At 56.4% G+C, this 21,910-nt stretch carries 15 protein-coding genes, 1 tRNA gene and 2 pseudogenes; 5 read left to right on the top strand and 13 right to left on the bottom strand.

Translation table 11 applies throughout. The features are described from left to right. The first annotated feature begins 80 nt into the window (after positions 1-80). Complete coding sequence (gene cbl / locus AC2FAP_RS09330) at positions 81-1,031, top strand: HTH-type transcriptional regulator Cbl (protein ID WP_014170772.1); 951 nt, start codon at positions 81-83, stop codon at positions 1,029-1,031. Between the two features lie 282 nt (positions 1,032-1,313). Here cbl and AC2FAP_RS09325 read toward each other — a convergent pair. Beyond that, positions 1,314-1,526: pseudogene (locus tag AC2FAP_RS09325) on the bottom strand (glutathione S-transferase); the annotation flags it as partial. Between AC2FAP_RS09325 and AC2FAP_RS09320 the strand changes: the two are divergent. After that, a pseudogene (locus AC2FAP_RS09320) lies at positions 1,518-2,318 on the top strand (LysR substrate-binding domain-containing protein); the annotation flags it as partial. The pseudogenes AC2FAP_RS09325 and AC2FAP_RS09320 sit on opposite strands and share 9 nt — an antisense overlap. A 43-nt stretch (positions 2,319-2,361) precedes the next feature. Here AC2FAP_RS09320 and AC2FAP_RS09315 read toward each other — a convergent pair. The 6 genes from AC2FAP_RS09315 to AC2FAP_RS09290 form a co-directional block, all read right to left on the bottom strand. Then, a tRNA-Asn gene (locus tag AC2FAP_RS09315) sits at positions 2,362-2,437 on the bottom strand. 164 nt (positions 2,438-2,601) lie between these two features. Then, positions 2,602-4,791, bottom strand: a complete 2,190-nt coding sequence (locus tag AC2FAP_RS09310) for a TonB-dependent siderophore receptor (RefSeq protein ID WP_014170770.1) — start codon at positions 4,789-4,791, stop codon at positions 2,602-2,604. Between the two features lie 26 nt (positions 4,792-4,817). Further along, positions 4,818-6,143 (bottom strand): lysine N(6)-hydroxylase/L-ornithine N(5)-oxygenase family protein, encoded by a 1,326-nt coding sequence (locus tag AC2FAP_RS09305; RefSeq protein ID WP_449541776.1) that lies wholly within the window; start codon positions 6,141-6,143, stop codon positions 4,818-4,820. After that, a complete protein-coding gene (gene iucC, locus AC2FAP_RS09300; protein WP_333060728.1) occupies positions 6,140-7,882 on the bottom strand; it encodes an aerobactin synthase IucC in 1,743 nt (580 codons plus the stop codon). The genes AC2FAP_RS09305 and iucC overlap by 4 nt, the downstream gene beginning before the upstream one ends. Continuing rightward, on the bottom strand, positions 7,879-8,826 hold the full coding sequence (locus tag AC2FAP_RS09295; protein WP_333060726.1) for a GNAT family N-acetyltransferase: 948 nt from the start codon (positions 8,824-8,826) through the stop codon (positions 7,879-7,881). Before AC2FAP_RS09295 ends, iucC begins: the two co-directional genes overlap by 4 nt. Continuing rightward, entirely contained in the window at positions 8,826-10,568 is a 1,743-nt protein-coding gene (locus AC2FAP_RS09290) for an IucA/IucC family protein (protein WP_333060724.1), read from the bottom strand. The genes AC2FAP_RS09295 and AC2FAP_RS09290 overlap by 1 nt, the downstream gene beginning before the upstream one ends. A gap of 138 nt (positions 10,569-10,706) precedes the next feature. Here AC2FAP_RS09290 and AC2FAP_RS09285 point away from each other — a divergent pair, with 138 nt between their 5' ends. Next, positions 10,707-11,918, top strand: coding sequence for an MFS transporter (locus tag AC2FAP_RS09285; protein WP_333060722.1), 1,212 nt, complete (start codon positions 10,707-10,709; stop codon positions 11,916-11,918). Here the strand turns inward: AC2FAP_RS09285 and mtfA are convergent. Continuing rightward, positions 11,915-12,712 (bottom strand): DgsA anti-repressor MtfA, encoded by a 798-nt coding sequence (gene mtfA / locus AC2FAP_RS09280; protein WP_014170764.1) that lies wholly within the window; start codon positions 12,710-12,712, stop codon positions 11,915-11,917. The genes AC2FAP_RS09285 and mtfA overlap by 4 nt on opposite strands. A gap of 315 nt (positions 12,713-13,027) precedes the next feature. Between mtfA and psrA the strand changes: the two genes are divergently transcribed. After that, positions 13,028-13,927 carry an L-proline-binding transcription factor PsrA gene (psrA, locus tag AC2FAP_RS09275; RefSeq protein ID WP_014170763.1) on the top strand — a complete coding sequence of 300 codons (900 nt, stop codon included), beginning with the start codon at positions 13,028-13,030 and terminating at the stop codon, positions 13,925-13,927. On the opposite strand, the gene AC2FAP_RS09270 is transcribed toward psrA, so the two are convergent. The 3 genes from AC2FAP_RS09270 to AC2FAP_RS09260 all read right to left on the bottom strand — a co-directional run bounded on the left by AC2FAP_RS09270 (position 13,902) and on the right by AC2FAP_RS09260 (position 17,603). After that, on the bottom strand, positions 13,902-14,690 hold the full coding sequence (locus AC2FAP_RS09270) for a substrate-binding domain-containing protein (RefSeq protein ID WP_333060721.1): 789 nt from the start codon (positions 14,688-14,690) through the stop codon (positions 13,902-13,904). The two genes, psrA and AC2FAP_RS09270, sit on opposite strands and share 26 nt — an antisense overlap. After that, entirely contained in the window at positions 14,687-16,000 is a 1,314-nt protein-coding gene (tcuC, locus tag AC2FAP_RS09265) for an MFS transporter (protein WP_020883317.1), read from the bottom strand. The genes AC2FAP_RS09270 and tcuC overlap by 4 nt, the downstream gene beginning before the upstream one ends. A gap of 295 nt (positions 16,001-16,295) precedes the next feature. Beyond that, positions 16,296-17,603: a serine hydrolase domain-containing protein gene (locus AC2FAP_RS09260; RefSeq protein WP_333060973.1), complete on the bottom strand. Its 1,308-nt coding sequence runs from the start codon at positions 17,601-17,603 to the stop codon at positions 16,296-16,298. Positions 17,604-17,698: 95 nt separating this feature from the next. Here AC2FAP_RS09260 and AC2FAP_RS09255 point away from each other — a divergent pair, with 95 nt between their 5' ends. Continuing rightward, complete coding sequence (locus AC2FAP_RS09255) at positions 17,699-18,604, top strand: LysR family transcriptional regulator (protein WP_078774567.1); 906 nt, start codon at positions 17,699-17,701, stop codon at positions 18,602-18,604. Here AC2FAP_RS09255 and fumA read toward each other — a convergent pair. Together fumA and AC2FAP_RS09245 are read right to left on the bottom strand one after the other, a co-directional pair. Beyond that, on the bottom strand, positions 18,593-20,242 hold the full coding sequence (fumA, locus tag AC2FAP_RS09250; protein ID WP_479435847.1) for a class I fumarate hydratase FumA: 1,650 nt from the start codon (positions 20,240-20,242) through the stop codon (positions 18,593-18,595). The genes AC2FAP_RS09255 and fumA overlap by 12 nt on opposite strands. Before the next feature lie 55 nt (positions 20,243-20,297). Beyond that, positions 20,298-21,806, bottom strand: a complete 1,509-nt coding sequence (locus tag AC2FAP_RS09245) for an anion permease (RefSeq protein WP_072255835.1) — start codon at positions 21,804-21,806, stop codon at positions 20,298-20,300. Between the last annotated feature and the right edge of the window lie 104 nt (positions 21,807-21,910).

The following is a 21,910-nucleotide window of genomic DNA, read 5'->3' as shown; positions in this document are numbered from 1 at the left end:
AAGATGCTGGTTTTTATTATTTGTTCTGCAGGTCGGCTGACTCTAACAATAGCGTTATGTCAGATGCGCCGGAGTGAATCGTGAATTTCCAGCAACTTAAAATTATCCGTGAGGCGGCCAGGCGGGACTACAACCTGACCGAGGTCGCCAATATGCTTTATACCTCTCAGTCCGGCGTCAGTCGCCATATCCGCGAGCTGGAAGAAGAACTGGGGATAGAGATTTTTATCCGTCGCGGCAAGCGTCTGCTTGGCATGACGGAGCCGGGAAAAGCCTTGTTGACCATCGCTGAGCGGATCCTCAACGAGGCCAGCAATGTGCGTCGCCTGGCGGATCTCTTTACCAATGACGCCTCGGGCGTCCTCACTATCGCCACCACCCACACCCAGGCGCGTTACAGCCTGCCGCCGGTGATTAAAGCCTTCCGTGAACTTTTCCCTGACGTCCGTCTGGAGCTTATCCAGGGCACACCGCAGGAAATTGAAGTGCTGTTGCAAAACGGTGGGGCAGATATCGGCATTGCCAGTGAACGGTTGAGCAACGACCCGCTGCTGGTGGCTTTCCCGTGGTTTCGCTGGTACCACAGTCTGTTACTTCCCGTCGACCATCCGCTGAATCAGGTTACGCCTCTGACGCTGGAAGATATCGCGAAATGGCCACTGATTACCTACCGGCAGGGTATTACCGGACGCTCGCGCATTGATGAAGCCTTTAACCGCAAAGGCTTAACGCCGGATGTGGTGCTGAGTGCACAGGACTCTGATGTAATCAAAACCTACGTCGAGCTGGGGCTGGGCATTGGTCTGGTGGCGGAACAGTCCGGTGGTGAACGCGAGACGGAGAACCTCGTTCGACTGGATACGCGTCATCTCTTTGATGCCAATACCGTATGGCTTGGCCTGAAGCGTGGACAACTGCAGCGCAACTATGTGTGGCGCTTTATCGAACTCTGCAACGCCGGGCTGTCCGTGGATGAGATTAAACGTCAGGTGATGGAGCCAGAAGAAGTGGCGATTGATTATCAGATTTAAGCCCCTTAGAGCACCCGTCCCCGTCGACAAGAAGCACAAGCCTGCAATTAAAGCAGGCTTTTTTATTGAAACCGTTTAATTTCCTGACCGCTGGTTCTCAAGAATACCCTGATGAATAACGATACCTTGTGACGTCATAAGATTGTTTTATATTGAAATGTTTCTCATATTTTCCATTGGGTTACATATAAGAATAAAGAAATATGATTCTTTTAGATGAGGATAATATTCGCGTGCGGCAAAAAAAGGGCTGAAAAGCCCCATAACACGCCGAGCGAAGCGTTAACTAAAAGGGTATTTTTTAAATGCCGCCTGCTTTTCGAAAACGTCGGCTACCGCTTGAATCTTTTTAAAATCCCCGGCGTTAACGACGTGAGGGATCATTGACTGAATAAATGTCCAGATAACCGGACTGGTAACAGCAACCTGATCGGCCACCGCGTTTTCCGGACGGGCTTCCAGCAGCGCGTTCCATTCCCGACAGGCAGCCAGCAGATTAAAGTGCTGGAGGAAATGGTGGGTGTGAAGCTGTTTATCCGTCATGGGCGAGGGGTGCAGATCAACGAAGAGGGGCGTCTCTACGCGTTACAGGTGCGCGAAGCGCTGAATCACATCGCAGATGCCACCCGGTTAGTGCAGGTGAAACCGAGAATACTGGAACTGACGCTGGCGATGGTGCCGTCTTTTGGTTGTCACTGGTTGTTGCCGCGTCTGGAGCGGTTTCGGGAAAAATATCCACACATCACGCTGCGGATCCAGGCCAGTCTGACGATCACCCGCATGCAGCAGGAAGGGATAGATGTGGCGATACGCATGGGGAAAGGTAATTGGGAAGGAAGCGACTGCCATTATCTTTTTTCAGATGAACTGATTGTAGTTGCAGCACCCGGTTATAACGGCGGCGTCCTCCCGGTAACGCCAACTGAGGTGGCGAAGAGTAAAATCATATTCTCCATGGAGTCGTGGAAAACCTGGTGTTTCAATGCGGGACTGGAAAAAGATATTGTGCCCGGCGGGTTATGCATTAACGACTCAAATTTAGTCCTTGAGGCTGTCAGACTCGGTAAAGGTATCGCGCTGGAGCGTCGCTCTCTGGTACAGGATGCCATCACCCGGGGCGAACGGGTCCAGCTTACCTCTTTCACTGCACCTTATCCCTGGCCTTACTGGCTGGTGACATCGCAGTTAACGGAAGCGAAACCAGAGGTGGCTCTCTTTAGTGAGTGGCTTGATGAGGAAGTGGCGGCCTGGCGTCAGTTGACAGGGGCTGTGGAAAGTAATGGCTAACAGAAAAGCAAAAAGCCTGCTATAAAAGCAGGCTTTTCAAATTTGGCTCCTCTGACTGGACTCGAACCAGTGACATACGGATTAACAGTCCGCCGTTCTACCGACTGAACTACAGAGGAATCGTGTGAACGAGGCGCATAGTATCGACCTCAGTTCGTCTTGTCAAAGGGGGAAAACGCACTTTTCGTTCGTTTGCCGACAATTTCAGCAAATCGCTGATTTTATAGCAAATTCGCGCTGAAATTACACAGTAAATTGCGCCGCCCGCAGGCGGCGCGCAGGATTAGAACAGTACGGAGTAGTTCAGACCAAACGTACGGCCACGGCCTTTATAAGTATACAGACCTGGTGCACCGTAGGTTGGGCTATACAGCCCCGGCGCACGCTGACCCCAGGCGGTGGTGTAGTCTTTGTCCAGCACGTTTTCCACGCTGAAGCTCACTTTACCCACCGGCAGGTCGTAGCTGCCCAGGAAGTCGACCGTGTTATAGCCATCGATCTTCTTACCGTCGGCATCTGACACGTCAAAGGTCTGCGTACTCTGCACGCGCAGGGTCCAGTCGCCCGGTGCCCAGTTGACCCATGCGCTGGCTTTCGACGGGCTGGCGCTGTCTACCGTCAGCTTCTCCCATTTACCGTTTTCGCGGGTTTCAGACTTAATGGCGTTAAAGTTCGCGCCGGTGCTCCAGTCGCTGTCGGTGAAGAAATAGTCCACCTGGCCTTCAATCCCGTAGATACGACGCTTGTCGTCTTCGAGGTTGATGGTCATGTCCGTCTTGTTGATGGTGATGGTTTTGTCCGAGAGCGAGTAATACGCCGCAACCTGCGTGCGCAGGTTGTCGCCGGTGTAGCGCCAGCCCAGCTCATACGCGTTAACCTTAATGCCGTCGAGCGTCGAGTCGTTCACGTTCACGCTGTTCAGCAGGCGATAGTGCCCGTCGACAAGCTGGTAAGTACCGGAGCCGTAGTACTTCGCCAGGTCCGGAATTTCGAAGCCCTGGGAGAAGTTAAACCACAGCTGCTGCTGTTCGGTCAGACGGCCAAGGATCCCGGCGTTGAACAGGAAATTGTTGTAATTGGTTTTCCCGCCCGGAACCGCGTCTGCCGAGGTGGCTTTCCCGTTGGCGATGGCCTGTTGCTGGGTATAACCAACGAAGTCATCCACCTTATTTTCGGTGTACTGATAGCGCACGCCGCCGCTCAGGGTAATGGCATCAATGTCGTAGCTGGCCTGCAGGAACGGGGCGAGGTTGGTAATGCTGTAACCCGGGTAACGGCCCACGTTATAGGCGTTCTCCAGATCCATACCGCCGCTTGCTGCCGCTTTGTCCAGGTTGAAGAACTGCTGGTTGGCGTCGAAGGTTTCGTGGTCAGCATCCACACCCCAGGTCAGCGTTAAATCATCCATCGGTTTGCTGTTCAGCGTCAGCTTGCCGCCGTAAAAATCGGTTTTCTGCTGCGACGCACCGATGCTGCTCACCACGCCTTTGGTCAGTGTCGGGAACGGGTAGTAGGTCAGGCTTTCGTCACGATAGTAAATCTGTGCGACCAGATCCTGGCCCCAGAAATCGGTGTTGGAATACTGCAGGTTAATCAGATGCCGCTCTGTGCCCGGCAGGCGGTCAGAGTTGAGGTTGCCTTTATTGTAGGCTTTGGCATCACCCGTAACCGCGGAGAAGTTTTCCCCGAGGAAAAGGCCATGCTTCCCGTCGGACTCGCTCTTGTAGTATTGCGTCGTAAGCTGCAGCTGCTGGTGATCGTCGATGTTGAGGGTGCCTGTTCCCATCACATCCAGACGGTCGGAATACTGTAATCCGGTCTGGGTGTTATCAATAATCACCTCGTTGCCTTTGCCGTCGTACCAGCCGCCGTAGCGCTGATACGATACTGACAGCCGGCCAGAGGCATTGTCGTTGCCGCCGCTCACCGCGGCTGATACGTTCTCATCGTGATCGTTATGGCTGTTAAAGCCACTCTTTGCTCCGGTCTGGAACTCCACTTCGGTATCCGGCTGGCCTTTTTTGGTGACGATGTTCACCAGACCGCCGGTGCTGCCGCCGCCGTAGAGGGACGTGGCGCCGGAGATCACTTCGATACGGTCAATGTTGAACGGATCGATGGAGTCGAGCTGGCGGCTGTCGCTGCGGGAGGAGTTCAGGCGCACGCCATCCACCATCACCATCATGGAACGACCGCGCAGGTTCATACCGTAGTTGGTGCGGCCCTGGCTGCTGACGTCCATGCCCGGGATCAACTGCGCCAGCACCTCTTTAATCTCTTTTCCACCCTGAACCTGCTGTTCAATCTCAGCACGCTCAATAACCCAGGTAGTCTGCGCCATCTCCGCCACGCTGCGGTGCGCGCGGCTGGCGGAGACAACAATATTTTCTTCCTTTTGTTCTTCCGCCCACGCAGAGGTAGAAAGCATTGCAAGCAAGCAAGGATTTAAAACCCAAAGATGAGAACGTTTCATTGTTATGTAGTTCCTGAATGTGTGTGTCAGTACTCGGTGGTTCTTGCTAAAGATTGATAAACCTGGCTGCTGTCCGGGCGGGGAGTGCTTCGCCAGTGGATCACGCCAGGGGTGGTGGCCAGCTCAAACGGCTCATCGTCGTGCGCGCGATTCAGAATACGCGCGGCGCGCCAGGCCATCAGGCTGAGCTGGGGTTCGGCAATGCCAAGACGGTGCATCCCGGCATTCACGGCGAACAGGCGGTTGCTCTGCGGACCGTCCCATTCAAGGGTGAAATCATTGTTGATGCAGAAGGTTTCGTCGGCGTCCAGACGCAGGCGATGGGAGAGCGGTGCCAGAAACGCAGGCTGCACGGTGCGATAGCCGGTCGCGAAAATCACCACGTCGGTATCGAGTTGTTCACGGCCGCCGTCAAGGTGATGCTGTAACGTCAGGCGCTTACCGTTCTCCTGCTGCGCGATCGCGGTGACCGAGCGAGAGGGCAGCAGGTGTGCCCACGGTTTTTCCCGCAGCACTTCGAAGCGGTGATACATGGCGCGATAAATCGCCAGCAGAGACTCCGTAGTGATGCCGTCGGAGGTCATCTTCTGCTCGTGCAGCATCTGACGACGCGCCTCTTCGCCAAGCGTGAAGAAGCTGTCTACATATTCCGGCGTGAAATACTCGTTGGCGAAAGCCGCTTCATCCAGCGCGTTATAATTGTTGCGTCGGGAAACCCAGTTCAGGCTCAGTGGCTGACCCCACTCCCCGCGGAAGATATTCAGAAACAGATCTGCACCACTCTGACCTCCGCCGACGACGGTGACGCGCTTGCCCGCTAAGTCCGGCGTGCGCAGCATCATCTCGCTGGCGTGGAAGCAGCTGTCATCCTGCGCCGGAGCGCAGTCAGGCAGGTTAATCTGTTTGCCAATTCCCACGCAGACGTGACGCGCCAGGAAGCGATCGCGCTGAGTCACCACGTCGAACAGACCGTTTTTTTCATCAAAACTGACCTGCTGTACCTGCTGGCTGAAGGACAGGTTGGTGAGATTTTCCGCGGCCCAGCACAGGTAATCGGCAAACTCTTCGCGAGAGACCGTACGCTGCTCGGTGGTCAAAAAACGATAGAACTTTTTACGCTGCACCAGATAGTTAAGAAAACTGTGGCGATTGGTGGGCTCCACGGCGCTCACCAGATCTTTCAGGAAGCTGGTTTGCATATGGCAGTCCGGCACCATCATGCCAGGGTGCCAGGAGAAATGCGGCTTACGTTCAAGAAACAGCGAACTAAAACCGTCCAGTCCTTCAGCCAGTGCGGCGATGCTGAGGTTAAACGGGCCAATACCAATGCCGATGAAATCATACGTTTTCATTGCGCTGACTCCTGGGAGACCAGAAAAAGAGGGTTATCAAGATCGGTGACATAGTTCGGCAACATGCGGCTGCCGCCGTCGTGTTCGGAGAAGGTCAGTTTGACCGGGTTGAGGATCACGCGAATAATTTGCGGCTTAAACAGATCAAACTTCGCAAAGCGTTCGGCGAGATCGGGATGCGCGGCCATATAGCGGCGCAATACCTCGGCCAGGATCTGGTAGAAACGGGTTTCGCTGACGCCGCTTTGCAGGGTAAGGCGTGAAATAAACCGCAGCACCGTGACAAAATTACCGGTTTGCAGATCGTGAATGATGTAATCCGCACTCAGGCGCGCCGTGACGGACTTCACCTGTTCAGGCAGGCTTGCTGCCTGCGGGAAATCTTCATCCACCAGGCGCATGTCCCCCTGGAAATCTTTCAGCAGGATGCGTTGCGGGATGGCGTCTTTCATCACCAGCGTCACGTTCTGGCCGTGGGCGATAAGCGCCACGCCGTAGCGGCAGAGCAGGTGATAGAAGGGGATGACCGTCGCGTCAAAGAGCTTTTCCAGCCAGGCTTCAGCGGTCAAACCGGATTGGGCAATCCATGCGTCAATCAAGGGGCGTCCGGCGTTATCGCTCTCCATCAACGCAGCCATCAGCACCGCCTCTTCACCCTGCTGAAGATAACAGGACGGATTTTCGCGCCAGATAACCCCCAGCATCTCCTGATAACGGTAAGGTGCTTTCGGCAGTGCGGCGTAACCCGGGTGGGAAAGATACCCGGCCGCGGGCTCGCCAAGCACCTGCGCGCCACAGTGAATAAGCGTGGCATCGCTGGCGAACTGCTGCTGTAACCAGCGTGAGGCCAGCGGGCCAGCGGCAATGTACTTACCCGGAATACCGCGATAGCAGGAGGTGTTGTAAATGGTCAGCGGCAGCTTGATGTCAAACGGCGCGCGGCGGCTGGCATTGGTGAGGGTACGCAACGATTGCTGCGCCAGGTACTCGTCGCCAAACTCGCCCAGCGCAACCATTTCGCCGCGCGCGAGTTGCGCCAGGAAATGGACAGCAATCTTTTGTTGCCACTGCCACGGATGCAGCGGCACGGGCAGCCAGTTATCATCAAGATCCAGCGCCTGCCAGCGGGCATCAAACCGGGCGCGCTCGGCGTTATCCATGGCGCTCGCCAGCAGGGTATTGATATCGCAATCAACATCGCTGCTCCAGACCAGGTGCGCACGTTGCACGGCGACCCAGTGCAGGCGAAAACGGCCACGGTATTCCGGAGCATACTGGCGTAGCGCATCCAGCCCCCAGCCGCGGCGTCCCTTGTTAAAGATAAACTTAGGATGGCCGCTCATCAGGCACTGTAATTCGTCCGGGTCGAGATGAATGAGCGCATCAGCATCCAGCGTTTCGCGCGCCTGTAACAGCTGAATATCACCCCGCAGCGTGGCATAGAGATCTTCCAGATGCTCCGCGGTCTGCGCGTCGCTCATCTCCAGTACCGTAGCAAGCTGCAGCAGTGCAGTTTCTGCGTCCACTGCCTTACCGCTGACGGTGGTCAGGCTCTCGGGGTCGATATGCAGCCAGCCCCAGATCCCGCGCGTGGCCTGGAACTGCCAGGTCTCCGCGCCCATGGTGATTTGCCAGCGATTGTCTGCCAGCTGCCGGGCGCTCAGGGTGCGTTCATATTCCAGCTCGGCGAGGATTTTCGCCACCATGTCGCGGTTCACTTTCTGCCAGTACACGTTCACAGTCCCACCTCGCTGAAGAAGCGGTGACGCTGGTTCATGATGAGGCGCGAGCGTTTATGCGGGAAGTCGAACTCTTTCACGGTTTCGAAACCGGCAGACGAAAGATGGCGGAACAGGCGCTGGTTGTCGAAACGCGGCTCGGCAACGATGCGTGTTGTGCGTGGCTCATCCAGCCACAGATAATGGCTCAGACCGCGCAGCCAGCTGCGGATATACTGCGCGCCGCGCCAGTTTTCTTCCCCAACCAGCATGTGCAGGCCGCGGTCAAACGGATGCCAGCGATAGTGACGGCCAATACGGTCTTCCGCCGCCCAGTAAATTTCAAAGTAGCCGAACGGCTGGTCATCAAAGCAGCCGATAAGCGGATAACAATAGGTCGAGTCGAGCTGACGGCGCAGGTAATTTTCCTGCTCCGCCTGCGGGCCGGCCATCTCCCAGAAGGCGTTAACGCGCGGGGTGTTCATCCAGCGGGTGAAACGTTCGCCGTCCTGCGCCACATCGGCCACGCGGAAACTCAGGGTGCGTTTAATCTGCGGGTCGTAACGGCGATAGACTTCACCTTGCGGGCGGTGAGGGCGCAGCGGGAAGTAAAGCTGACGGCTTTCATCGAACTGCATGCCGCCGTGGTTCTGGGGCCGTTCTCCCTGCAGCCACAGGGGTAACTGCCAGAACGTTTCGCGCGCCAGATAATCTCCGCTGGCAAGCGTAAACAGCGCCTGCGCCTGCGGTTCATCCTGCCAGGCAGACCAGGGGAGCGTGACGCCGGTCAGAGCCGGCGCGGCGATAAACAGCTGATCCAGCGCGTCGACTAACCAGCCTTCTGGCATACCACTCACGCGCTCAAGCACTGCGCTGCCGTCGAGACCTAACGTCAGGGGCAGAGTGTTCTCCGTTACGGTGCAGCGAAAGCCATAGCCAGAATGGACGATATTCGCGTTTGCCATCACGCCTTCTCCTTGTAAAACGGGTTGCTAAAGTCGAAATAGATCACTGCCGGATCGGCGATGGTGTTTTCGTTGCGATCGTGCAGATAGCAGAAAAAGTTGCCTTTACAGTTCCAGGTTGGGCTGTCGAGCACGTAGTCGAGGCAGCGGGTCTGTTTCGCTGTTTTGCGTAATTCGGCCAGTGCGTCACGCACCTGCGCCATCAGGCTCTCTTCGCTGTCGAAACCGGCGGCGGCGAGGGCGGCAGTCACGGCAAGCGTTGAGTTCAGCAGCAGGTAGTAGGGGAAGTAGCGCAGCAGCTGGCTTTCGCCAAAACGGTTTTCCACATCATGTTCACCCGCCTCTTTTAGCCATTCATCGGCCCCTTCAGTCCAGGCGCTGCCCTGGCAATCACGGTAGATCAGCCCGACGGGGAAATCCTGCTGCATCTCAACGAGGATATTTTGCTGGTGCGCCAGCAGAACCAGGCCGTAATCCGCTTCCGCGCTAAACAGCGGAAGTAAGACGCGATCGCAATACGCCTGCACCCAGCAGCGCGCAGCCTCGGCGAGGGGTAAATCCAGGCGATGGCTCAGACGACGTACCGCCGCAACCAGCAGACTGTCACCTCCGTCCGGTGCCGCCTGCGTCAGGCTCACCAGTACGTTGGTCTGGTTGTCTGGCGTCCCGAACAGCAGGTTCACGCGCAGGGCCATCAGGCTCTCTTCCTGGATGACGCCATTTTCATCACGCAGCCCAGCCCAGCCGTCTTCCTGCATAACTCGCAGGGTCGGGTAGCGTGCCTGTAAGGTCTGCCAGCGCGCTGTCTTAGCCAGACGCGCCAGGCGCATACCGCGTTTAACCTCTTTCACCGACAGCGTGCGCACGGAGTTGGTCAGGCGCACGCTGAGGGAAAACTTGATCATGTCGCTGTTGGTTTCGCTGTAGAGCGAGCGCGAGGAGCTGGTGGGCAGCCACTGCGCGCCCGCTTCGCCCAAATCCTGCAGGTCGCCGTTAGCCACAAGACGCTGGCACCAGGCCTGACCCAGCAAATGCTCGGCCTGCCACGGATGCATCGGCAGCAGCCAGCAGGTGTCGGTGAAGTGACCGAGGAGCTCAGGGGCACTCTGCGCTGCGAAGCGCAGCAGGCGTTCTCGAAGAGAGACGCCCAGGCTGTCGCCGGCAATCCATTCACGCTTAACCGCAAACCAGCGCAGCGGGAAGCGGGAGGCAAAATCAGGCAAATAGCGGCGCGCTTCACTTTCGTTAAACGGCTCGTGAGATTTGGGGGCCGGGTGAAACGCATGGCCCACCAGCAGCGCCTGTTCTGCTTGCGCAAAATTCAGCGGTTTGTCACGCAGGTTTGCCCAGTTGTGGCGCAAATCTATGGCCTGCCAGGTGTGGGCATGGCTTTCAAGGGCGCGTTGCTTAAAGCGCGCCAGCGTTTCGGTATCGAGTGAGCCTTTAACTGATGGTTTTTCCAGAATTAAGTCAACCAGTTGCGTGAAAGTGACGGCGTCACCGCTGTCGCTGTCGCGCTGGATAAGCATCGCCGGAAAGTGATACTGATGATGCTGAGTCGGAGAGAAATAGCGTACCGGAACCCGAATGGCCTGGGTTGAAGAGAGCGGAATATGAATCTGCGATAGCTCATCCGCAACGGTAGCGGGGAGATAGCGCCAGTCCTTCGTTTCACGCAACAGGGCGTTCAAAAAACACTGGGCCGCAACGTCTGTACCGGCGGAGCGGGGCAGAGTACGCATAGGTGTACCTCATTCCATGATTGATAATAATTATCGTTATGATATGCATTCTGTTTACAGTCGCAACTATTTTTGCAATATTTGTTTTCATAAACTTCATGATTTCCACACATTTATTGACACTATGTTCACATTCTCATGCGCACTTACCCTGAAACACTGACGGAAAACCTCACCCCGAAAGCGAACTGGCCACTGGCGTTATGCGCCGGATTGCTAGGTATTGGGCAAAACGGTTTGCTGGTCATGCTGCCGCAACTGGTCACCCTGACCGGGTTATCGCTCTCCGTCTGGGCGGGGCTGTTAATGTTCGGCTCCATGCTCTTTTTACCCGCATCGCCGTGGTGGGGACGCCAAAGTGAGCGACACGGCTGCAAGGTCGTGATGCTGGCCTCGCTAAGTGGCTATCTGGCAAGTTTCGTCGTGATGGCGCTGGTGGTCTGGGCGATGGCAAGCGGGATGATGAGTGCTGTCTGGGGGCTGGCGGGCCTGATCCTCTCGCGTACGCTGTACGGCCTGACCGTCTCAGGGCTGGTGCCCGCGGCTCAGACATGGGCCATTCAGCGCGCGGGTCTGGATAAACGCATGGCCGCGCTGGCGACCATAAGCTCCGGCCTCAGCTGTGGTCGTCTGCTGGGGCCGCCGCTGGCGGCGATGATGCTTAGTATCAATCCGGTGGCTCCCCTCTGGTTGATGGCGATTGCACCGTTTATCGCTCTCCTGCTGGTCCTTCGAGAGGTCGCCGATCCGCCGCTGCCGCCGGTCGCGCATCAGGCGACGCGTGTGCAGGTTTCAATGCTGCCGTACCTTGTGCTGGCGTTGCTTCTGGCCGCACTGGTGAGCCTGATGCAGCTTGGCCTGTCACCGCATCTCAGCCCTCTGCTGGACGGTGACCCGCGAGAGGTCAGCCATCATGTCGCGCTGCTGCTGAGCCTGGCTGCGCTGGCAACGCTCGCTGCGCAATTTCTGGTGGTCCGTCCGCAGCATTTCAGCCCGGTGACATTGCTCTGCCTGGCCGCGGTACTGATGGTGACGGGACTGGGGCTAATGTGTATTGCCGGTCTGGTGTTGTTCTACGTGGGAATTGTCATGACGTCGCTGGGAGCCGCCATGGCGACGCCGGGATACCAGCTGCTGCTGAATGAACGGCTGACCACCGGAAAAGGGGCGGGAGTGATTGCCACCAGCCACACGCTGGGCTACGGCCTGAGTGCGCTGCTGGTGCCTGTCGTCACGCGTTTATTCGGCGAGGTATTTTTAACGCAGGCCGCCTGGGTGATGGCGCTGGTGTTTCTGGTGATGAGCCTATGGGTACGGGCGGTCAATCGTACCCATGTCGACCCGTCTTAATGGAGCTGGTGAGATGAATTGCCGGCAGGATCCTCATTTTGCCGCAGACGCAGCAGAGGGTCTTGCTGATAAAACTGACAGAACCGTTGCCAGAGGGCCGGGAAACGGGGGGCGAAAAGCTCAGGCGCGCTAAAGAAATATTCTGACAGCACCGCAAAGCACTCCGCAGGATCGGTTGCCGCATAGGCATCGATGCTGGCGGCACTTTCGCCCACCAGATCTATCTCATCCTGGATATTATCCATTGCCGCATGCAGATCGTGTTCCCAACCTGCAACCTCACGAAGCGGGATCAGCGGTACACCGCTGGCGCGATCCCCATTGCGGGTATCCAGCTTATGCGCCACTTCGTGAATGATCAGGTTAAAGCCAGATGCGTCGAAGGAATCCTGAATATCGAGCCAGTTCAGGATGATGGGCCCTTGCTGCCAGCTTTGCCCGGACTGCACCACCCGCTGGTTATGCACCAGGCCGAAATCGTCCTGCCATTCATCGTCCACCACAAACGGTGCTGGGTAGATGAGTACTTCATGGAAGCCATCCAGCCACTCAATACCGAGTTCCAGTACCGGCAGACAGAAAAGCAGGGCGATACGCGCGTTTTTCAGGGGATCCAGCTCGAAACCCTGCAGCGGAACCAGACGTTTTTGCTGCAAAAAGCGATCCGCCAGTTGAACCAGTTTTGATTGTTCATCCGGCTGAAGATTAGCCAGAACAGGGATCGCCAGCGCTTCATCCCACGGCAGCGCCATATTTCGGCCAGCGTCATTCGTTTTCCAGGGCCACTTAATCATCGCTTTGCTCGCAAACTCGTCACTTGAACAAAAGGGGAAGGTAAGGTTCTGTTAAAATGCCAGACATTCGGTCATTGCTTCAATTCCAGCCTGGATAAACTATCACTTCGTACGTAACGGTGGATAGCGGTTTGCTGGTATCACCTTCATTTTGTGAACTCAGTCGAAGCCTAATCTTATGACACTTACCCCATTATGGTCAGCGTGAAAACCAACTCCTTAAGGGATTTCGGTGCTTCACCGGTTGCGGCTGGACAATAAGCCGCTATTATTTTTGACTTTCGTTCGTATTGCCAGACAGGACATTCAGACGCTATGCCCGTAAATTTTGACCTTAACGATCTTTATGCTTTCAGAGCGTTAGTGGAATACGGCAACTTTCGGGTTGCTGCTGAATCTATCTGTTTGTCCCCGTCAGCACTGAGCCGCAGGATTGAAAAACTGGAGGCGGCGCTGGGAGCGAAGCTGTTTGACCGGACCACCCGCCACGTGGCTCTGACACTGTACGGGCAGAACTTTGCTGAACGTTCAGCGCAGTTGCTCGATAACGTTGAGTCCATGCTGGCTGATATTGATAAAGTGAGTGAAGAGCGGACCGGGCTGATTACCGTCGCTACGGTACCGTCTGCGGCCTATTACTTTATGCCGGATGTCATTCGTCGCTTTCAGTCCCGTTATCCGCGTGTCCGGATTAAGCTCATCGACAGCAGCGCGGGGAATGTCATTGACGCGGTTGCCCGTAGCCAGGCGGATTTCGGGATCTGTTTCGCCGGGAGTTTGCCCTCTGAAATCGAGTTTTTCCCCCTTGTGGAAGATAGCTATGTCGCCGCGTGCAGGCGCGATCACCCGCTGGCAAAAAAGACTCACCTGACGTGGCAGGCGTTTTATCAGCAGGACTATATCATCCTCGACAAAACGTCAGGCAACCGTAACCTGCTCGACCGGATGCTGGGGGATATCGTGCCTGCGCGTCCCAGCGTTTGCGAAACGCGCCATGTGACCACGATGCTCGGTATGGTAGAGGCGGGCATCGGCATTGCTGCCGTGCCCGCCATGTCGATGCCGACGTCAGAGCACTCGCTACTGACGTCTGTCCCGCTCGTGGCACCGGAGGTGAAACGCACTGTGGGGCTGATTCGACGCCGGGGGCGTATCCAGTCTTACATTGCGGCTGAACTGGAAAAACACATTACTGAGCAGTACCGCGGGACGTGACGGGGCTCATCCCCGTGTCGCGAATCACGGCGCTGGACTGTGTCGAGGAAAGGTAATCCAGCAGCGCTTTCCCTTCGCCAGGATGGTCGGCGTGGCGGGTTACGGCACCAGCAAAGCGGGTGATGTATTGCAGGTTGTCCGGGAGTTTGCCAACAAACGTCACCCCCGGAATCGGCAGCAGTTCGCTGACCTGCTGGAAACCTACCGTGTATTTCCCTTTCGCCACTTCTTCGGCGACGGGGATGCGCTCAACCTTCGTTGCTTTACCCATCACCTCTTTTTCAATCCCCAGCGTTTTGAACAGCGTCTGGCTGACGTATCTGCCGCTGGCGCTGTCGGAGTAGGCGATGGACTCCGCCTGAAGCAGCGTATGGCGAAGTTTCGCCTCGTTACTGATATCCGGGACGTCAGCGCCTTTTTTTACCACCATACCGACAGGGGAGTCCGCAAGTTCCGTGCGTGAGCCTGGCTGAGTCAGGTTGTCCTTTTCAAGTGTTGCCAGCGCATCGCCCACCATGATCACCACGTCGGCTTTTTCCCCGCGCGCAAGCCGGTTAGGAATTGCCTGCGGAGTCGTTCCCATAGACGGGCCGGGAATGAGCACAATGTTATCGCCGGTCTGGCGTTCATATTCCGGTGCCAGCTTTTCAAGGGCGGCTTTAAAACCGCCTGAGATCATGACCGTCACCTCTTTCGCTGAGGCACTGAAGCTCAGGACGGTCAGTATCAACGCGCCGGTGGTCAGTCGAGGAATCAGTCTCATGCCGCCCCCTCTGATTTCACGGTATTTTGCAGCGTCACTGCACGACGACGGTACAGATAGAGCGTTGCCAGCAGGGCGCACACCGCGGCGAAACTCATCCAGTAGCCGGGAGAGGCTTTATCACCGGTATATTCAATCAGCGCGGTAGACATTACCGGCGTGAACCCTCCAAATACCGCCGTTGCCAGACTGTAGGCCAGAGAGAACCCCGCCACGCGAACTTCAGAAGGCATGATCTCCGTGAGCGCCGGGATCATCGCACCGTTGTACAGGCCATAGAGGAAAGAGAGCCACAGCAGGACGCTCAGCATCATTGAGAAGCTCGGTGCCTGCGCCAGCAGCGTCAGTGCCGGGTAGCTCGTCGCCAGAGCCAGCAGCGTCATGGCGATAAGCACCGGTTTACGCCCAAAGCGGTCCGACAGCGCACCGCCTATCGGCAGCCAGATAAAGTTGGAAATTGCCACCAGAAGCGTAACCAGCAGGCTGTCCGAAGCGCTGAGCATCAGCACTTTTTTCCCGAAAGTCGGCGCGTAAACGGTGATCAGATAAAAGGCCGTGGTGGTCATTGCCACCATCAGCATGCCGGCAATGACCACCTGCCAGTTACCGAGCAGGGTTTTAAAGACCTGATGCATCTCCAGATGATGGCGGCGTGCGTTGAATTCCTCTGTCTCCTCCAGCTTGCGGCGCAGGAAAAAGATAAACGGTACGATTAAACAACCGACCAGGAACGGGATACGCCAGCCCCATTCACGAATGGCGCTCTCTGCCATCAGCGCATTCAGCGCAAACCCCATGGCTGCCGCAACCATAATCGCGACCTGCTGGCTGCCGGACTGCCAGCTGGTGTAAAAACCTTTGCGGCCGGGCGTTGCAATTTCAGCCAGATAGACCGATACGCCACCCAGCTCCGCTCCGGCAGAAAACCCCTGCAACAGTCGGCCAGTCAGAACCAGTAACGGTGCCCACAGACCTATGCTGTGATAAGACGGAATAAGCACGATCAGGAAGGTACCCGCCGCCATAATCGACAGGGTCACGATGAGTCCTTTTCTGCGCCCAACCTTGTCGATATAGGCACCCAGTACGATTGCCCCGATAGGGCGCATTAAAAATCCTGCGCCGAAGACGGCAAACGTCATCATCAGGGAAGCAAATTCACTGCTCGCCGGGAAAAAGGTATGCGCGATGTAGGTCGCATAAAAGCCGAAGAGAAAGAAGTCGAATTGCTCGAGAAAGTTGCCGGACGTCACGCGAAGTATCGCGCCCGCTTTCGAGCGAACGGTTGCAGGTGAGGTTGAGGAAAACATGGTTATCTCCAGTTTATTGTTGACGTTTTGCTCGTCTGTTTCTGAAAACTGGATCAAGAACCCCAAATTTATAAGCGCAATTAATACATGGACTGATGCATTTAACGCATCAATAGCGCGTGGTCGATCGGGAGTGATTGCTGTAACAACAACTTAACAATTAATTGATTTTTTATTCACCAGTTTGGGTAAGTCACTGATATTGCCGTTTTGTGACATCGCGCAGAGGCATCCTTGTTTGCAGAGAATACAAAAGCCAGGCGATGCCTGGCTGTTAACTATCACTTACCGCGACTTACCGCAACGCGTTGGCAATCGCACTGAACATCAGTGAGGCTTCCAGCGGCTGTGCGCTAAACGACGGTTCGGCCTGCGGCCAGGTGGACCACTGAACGATCACCAGATTTTCCGCCTGGTTTACCATGATCATCTGCCCAAAGATCCCCAGCGCCCAGAGTGAGCCTTTCAGCGATTCATTTGCCGCGGGCACCACCTTCGTGGCCGTGACGGGCACTTCGTTGTTCCACCACTGATAGCCGTACAAGCCGGTCGGGTGTGCGTCAGAGACAGATCCATCAGCCTGCGTCCAGCGTGAGGCGTCTTTCACCCAGTTGTCGGGCAGGATCTGTTTACCGTTCGGTAGTGTGCCGTTATGCAGGATAAACTCCCCGAAGCGTCCCCAGTCTTCCAGCGTGGCGTTAAAGCCATGCGCGCCGACATCATGCTGACCTTTACGGTAGGCATGCCATACACCGTCGCTCGCCATGCCGTACGGCTGCCAGATGCTCTTCTCAAGATAGGCGGCCAGGGTCATGCCCGTTGCACGCTCAAGCACGTCACCCAACAGCCAGGCGCCACCGGAGGAGTAAGACCAGTGCTGGCCTGCCGGGTGTTCACGTTTCAGCCCGGACACCAGTTTACGCACGCAGCCATAGGTGCCTGGTTTCGCTTCACACTCGGTGAGCTGTGCGAAATCGGAGGCGGGATCGGTGTAGTCTTCGTTCCATGCCACGCCGGAGGTGTGGGTGATCAGCTGTTTTAACGTCACGCCGTCCCAGGCGGTGCCTTTCAGGTCTGGCTCGTATTGCGTGACCAGGTCGTCGAGTGAGCGAATTTTTCCCTCTTTGAGAGCCACGCCAACCAGCGTTGAGACCACGGATTTCCCGACCGAACGGGAGGTCCAGAGCGTCATATCCGTATTGCCTTCACCGAGATATTTCCACGCGATTTTGCCGTCTTTCAGTACCAGCATGCCGCTCACGTTCTGACGTTTCAGGTAGTCCTGCAGGTTATAGGTCTTGCCGTTGACCTGATAGCGGGCGTCAGTGAGCGGTTTCTCTGCGCTGAGCAGCGGCGTGGCGTTGCCGTGATGGAACACATCTCCCGCGTAGTTGCGGTAGTCATTTCGAAAGCCGACCACGCGATCCGCCTGACTCCAGGTGAGCATCTTGTGCGTGTCAGGAAGCTGTTTGTCGAACGGAGCAGGGCAGGTGTTCAGGTCAGTACCGTCGCAGGCAGCCAGCGCGACAGGCGCAAACAGACCGCTGCACAGGCTAATTACAACGCCCGCCAGCAGCGTGCGGTTCAGTGAAGGATAATTCATCATTTTTCTCGCTGTGATTAGGAACGCCTTCAGTTTAAGAACCCGCGACTTATAATAAAAAACGCGTAATGGGGGAAATTCCCCCCGAAAACTGAATGGAGAGTGGCGTGTCGACGGTAATTTATTCCTTTGCCCAACTGGAAGCGTTTACCGCCGTGGTGGAATACGGTGGCCTGGCAAAAGCGGCGATGAAGCTCGGGAAAGATCGTACGACGCTGCGCGACCTGATTGATTTTCTCGAAGATGGATTAGGGTACAGGCTGTTTGTGCGTGAAGGACGCACGCTGCGTCTGACCCCTGAGGGCGAGCAGCTGCAGCGGCAGGCGCACCTGCTGATGCGCCAGGTGAAAGCCTTTGAGGCATTTGCCAGCGCGGTACCGGAGCGTGCTACGCAGGACATCACGCTGGTTTACGATCCCTTTACCTCGAGGCCATTTTTGCAGGCGCTAATTGGCGAGATGGCGAAGCGACATTTACGTCTGAGCCTGGTCAGCGCCTCCCGGGATGAGGCGGAAGCGATGCTGGCCAGCGGGCAGGCGGATCTGGGCATTTGCCAGGCACGTAATCGCAGTGTGGGTAATGAAATGGAGTGGCGGGCGCTCGGGGCGATCGATATGGATTTCTACGCCTGCAACACGCTGTTCGCTGAAGCCACGCAGCCGCTGTCGCTGCTTGAGTTGTCGCTGGTGCCGCAGGTGATTATGCACGCCGCCTCGGATGAGCCGGTGGCACGTCGTCTGCAAATTTCGGGGCACACCCTTTTTACCAACGAGCTGGAGATGTTGCGGGGCCTGCTGGAGCAGGGATGCGGCTGGGGATTTTTACCGACGCATTTCCAGCCGACCGGGTGGAAAAAGGTAAAAAGGCTGCACACCGAAGTGGGCAGCCAGGGGATAAGTCAGACGATGGTGACCATCTGGAAGCCGGGAAGCGACAAGCGAGAGAGGATCGCTGAAACGCTGTCGCTGTTACCGGCGTTGTGGAAAAACTCAGCGCTGTGAACACCCATTGCACTGCTGATTCTGGATCTGCTGGAAGAAGTCGTTACCCTTGTCATCCACCAGGATAAACGCCGGGAAGTTTTCCACTTCGATTTTCCAGATGGCTTCCATACCCAGTTCAGGATAGGCCACGCACTCCAGACGCTTGATGCTGTTTTGTGCCAGTACCGCCGCCGGGCCGCCGATGCTGCCGAGGTAGAAACCGCCGTGCTTATGACAGGCATCGGTCACCTGCTGGCTACGGTTGCCTTTCGCCAGCATGATCATGCTCGCACCGTGAGACTGCAGCAGGTCGACGTACGAATCCATCCGTCCAGCCGTGGTTGGGCCGAGAGAGCCTGATGCATAGCCTTCCGGAGTCTTGGCCGGGCCTGCGTAGTAGATTGGATGGTCTTTGACGTACTGCGGCAGTTCTTCACCGTTGTCGAGCAGCTCTTTCAGCTTCGCGTGGGCAATATCGCGCGCCACGATGATGGTGCCATTCAGTGACAGGCGGGTAGAGACCGGATGAGCAGAAAGCTGGGCCAGGATCTCTTTCATCGGCTTATTCAGATTGATGCTGACCACGTCGCCTTCACCCTGTTGACGCAGGGATTCAGGAATATACTGGCCCGGATTGTGCTCCAGTTTTTCAATCCAGATACCGTCGCGGTTGATTTTGGCTTTGATGTTGCGGTCAGCGGAGCAGGAGACGCCCATGCCAATGGGGCAGGAGGCACCGTGGCGCGGCAGACGGATCACGCGAATATCATGGGCGAAGTATTTCCCGCCAAACTGCGCGCCGAGGCCGAGGTTCTGTGCTTCCTGAAGCAGTTCCTGTTCGAGCTGAACATCACGGAACGCCTGACCGTGTTCGTTGCCTTCGGTGGGCAGCGCGTCGTAATAGCGCGTTGAGGCGAGCTTAACGGTTTTCAGCGTCGCTTCAGCCGACGTTCCCCCAATCACGAAGGCAATATGGTAAGGCGGGCAGGCCGCGGTACCCAGGGTACGCATTTTCTCAACCAGGTAGTTTTTCAGCTTCGCCGGGGTAATCAGCGCTTTGGTTTCCTGATAGAGATAGGTTTTATTCGCGGAACCGCCGCCTTTTGCCATGCACAGGAATTTATACTCGTCCCCGTCGACGCTGTAGAGATCGATCTGCGCAGGCAGGTTAGTGCCGGTATTGACCTCTTTATACATATCCAGCGCGGCATTCTGGGAATAACGCAGGTTATCTTCGATGTAGGTGTTATAGACACCCTGACTCAGCGCGGCTTCGTCACCGCCACCGGTCCAGACGCGCTGGCCTTTTTTACCCATGATGATCGCCGTGCCGGTATCCTGGCAGGTGGGCAGCACGCCTTTGGCCGCGATTTCAGAGTTGCGCAGGAACTGCAGGGCAACGTATTTATCATTTTCGCTGGCTTGTGGGTCGTTAAGAATAGCGGCAACCTGTTTCTGATGCGAAGGGCGCAGCATAAAGGCGGCGTCGTGGAAGGCCTGCTGTGCCAGCAGCGTCAGCGCTTCGGGTTCCACTTTCAGGATCTCCTGACCCTCAAATTCGGCAACAGAGACGTGTTCTTTGGTCAGCAGATAGTATTCGGTATCGTCGTGTGCGAGAGGGAAGGGGTTCTGGTAGTTAAACGGTTTGTTTGACATAGCGTATTGCTCCAAAAAAATAAAACCGCCGGAGAGGTAGCCCGGCGGTCAGGGATCAGAACATCATGGACATCCACGGATAACCAATCAGCAGCAGGGCCGCCAGGAAGATGGCACCAAAGATGGTGCCGAGGCGCCAGTAGTCTTTGGTTGGCAGGTAGCCGCTACCGTAGTAGATAGGGCTAGGGCCGGTACCGTAAGGGGTGATAATCCCCATGACCCCCAGGGAGGTCACCATCAGCAGGACGAACACCTCCATATTCATGCCCGGAATGGTAGAGGCGATGGTCAGCATCGCTGGCAGCAGCGCCGTGGTGTGTGCGGTGGTGCTGGCAAACAGGTAGTGCAGCAGGTAGAACGCCAGCAGCAGTACGATGGTGGCAACACCCGGCGAGATACCGCTCATCAGCAGACCGCCTTCTTTACCCAGCCAGCTAATGAAGCCCGTGGAGGAAAGGCCATCCGCCAGCGCAACCAGGGTGGCGAACCAGACGAAGGTGTTCCAGGCGGCTTTATTCCCGGTGATATCGTTCCACTCCAGCACCCCGGTCCACAGCATCAGACCCACGATTAACAGTGCAGCCATCGCCGGTTCAATCCACGCGGCGGCGAAGATCCACATCAGCAGCGCGCAGCAGACGAAAATCAGCAGCAGGATTTCGTTACGGGACAGTTTGCCCAGTTTTTCCAGTTCACGGGTCGCCCACAGTGGCACTTCGTTGTTCACTTTAACTTCAGGCGGGTAGAACCAGTAGGCCAGCAGCGGCATGGTCAGAATCAGCAGCACGCCCAGCGGCAGGAATGCGATAAACCAGGTGCCCCAGGAGATGTCGATCCCCACGGTGCTTTTCACCAGCGCCAGCGCCAGCAGGTTCGGCGCGAGGGCAGACAGGAACATTGAGCTGGTAATACAGGCCGCGGTGATCGCCACCCACATCAGGTAAGAACCAATTTTACGCGCGCTTGGATCGTTTGGTTTCGAACCATACAGCGGCGGCAGGTTAGCGATAATCGGATAGATGGTCCCGCCGCTACGCGCGGTGTTGGAAGGTGTAAACGGTGCCAGCAGCAGGTCCGCGAAGGTGATAGCGTAACCGAGCGTCAGGCTGCGACGACCCAGATATTTCACCAGAATCAGTGCCAGACGGCGGCCGAAGCGGGTTTTGTCATAGCCTGCGGCAAACATGAAGGCACCGAAAATCAGCCATACGGTAGAGTTACCAAAACCGCTCACGGCCCATTTAAAGGAGGCACCCGCCAGTTTGAATTTCGGGTCAGCCAGCTGTTCCGGGCTGAACAACACCCACTGGCTGCAGAGCGCAATCGCCACGACGCCGGTCAGGCCAATGACCGCGCCTGGCAGCGGTTCGAAGATCAAACCGACAATCACGCCGACAAAGATAGCGAAGTAGTGCCACGCGTAAGGAGGAAGCCCTTCCGGGACCGGAACAAACAGTAACAGCACGGCAACGACAACGGGCAATGCCATCATTAGCAGACGTTTTGCCTTTCCGTTGGATGCGTGACTCGCCCCAAGGGGCGTTACAGCAGTTTTTGTATTCATAGTTTCGCGTCTTAAGTTGTCAGGAATTCGGTTATGCGCTGAAATATTCATTTGCTTTCTTTAGTTTGTTTTTATTTTATTTAGTTACTAAAGGTGCGCATTTG

It is taken from the genome of Enterobacter cloacae complex sp. 394I7, assembly GCF_057320345.1.
The sequence above is the reverse complement of the archived record's forward strand: the minus strand, read 5'-3'. Positions and strand labels throughout refer to the sequence as shown.